Below are 488 nucleotides of genomic sequence, written 5' to 3'. Positions count from 1 at the left end.
GGGCGGTCTCAACTCGTGTGTGCAACGGTGAGTAGTTCGTTGAGCCTAACGGCCGGGGTGTGGAAGCCGAGGGTGGCTCGGGGTCTGGTGTTGAGCAGGTGTTCGACCTCGGTGACGCGTTCGTCGGTGACGGTGGTGAAGTCGGTGCCTTTGGGGAAGAACTCGCGGATCAGCCCGTTGGTGTTCTCGTTGCTGCCGCGTTGCCAGGGTGAGTGYGGGTCGCAGAAGTAGACGTTGCAGCCGGCRGCGAKGGTGAACCGGGCGTGCTCGGCCATCTCCGCGCCTTGGTCCCAGGTGAGCGTCTTGGCCAGTTGGGCGGGTAGCGCTGTGATCATCTCAATGAGCTGGTCGGTGACCGTGGCCGCGTCGTGCCGGGCCGGGAGCCGGGCGATCATCGTGTACCGGGTGGTGCGCTCGACCAGCGTGATCGCGGCGGTGCGGTTCCCGGCACCGAGGATCAGGTCGCCTTCCCAGTGTCCGGGCACGGC

General features: G+C 66.6%; 1 protein-coding gene. It reads right to left on the bottom strand.

Going from position 1 to position 488, the window contains the following annotated elements; all coding sequences use genetic code 11:
* Window positions 1-8 precede the first annotated feature (8 nt).
* A partial coding sequence (locus AB4091_RS21865) for an IS30 family transposase (protein ID WP_442295019.1) occupies window positions 9-488 on the bottom strand: 480 nt, incomplete at its 5' end.

This window comes from Terrabacter sp. 2RAF25 (genome assembly GCF_052115265.1).
GTDB lineage: Bacteria > Actinomycetota > Actinomycetes > Actinomycetales > Dermatophilaceae > Terrabacter.
Note: the sequence above shows the minus strand (reverse complement) of the source record. Positions and strands in the feature narration are given on the sequence as shown.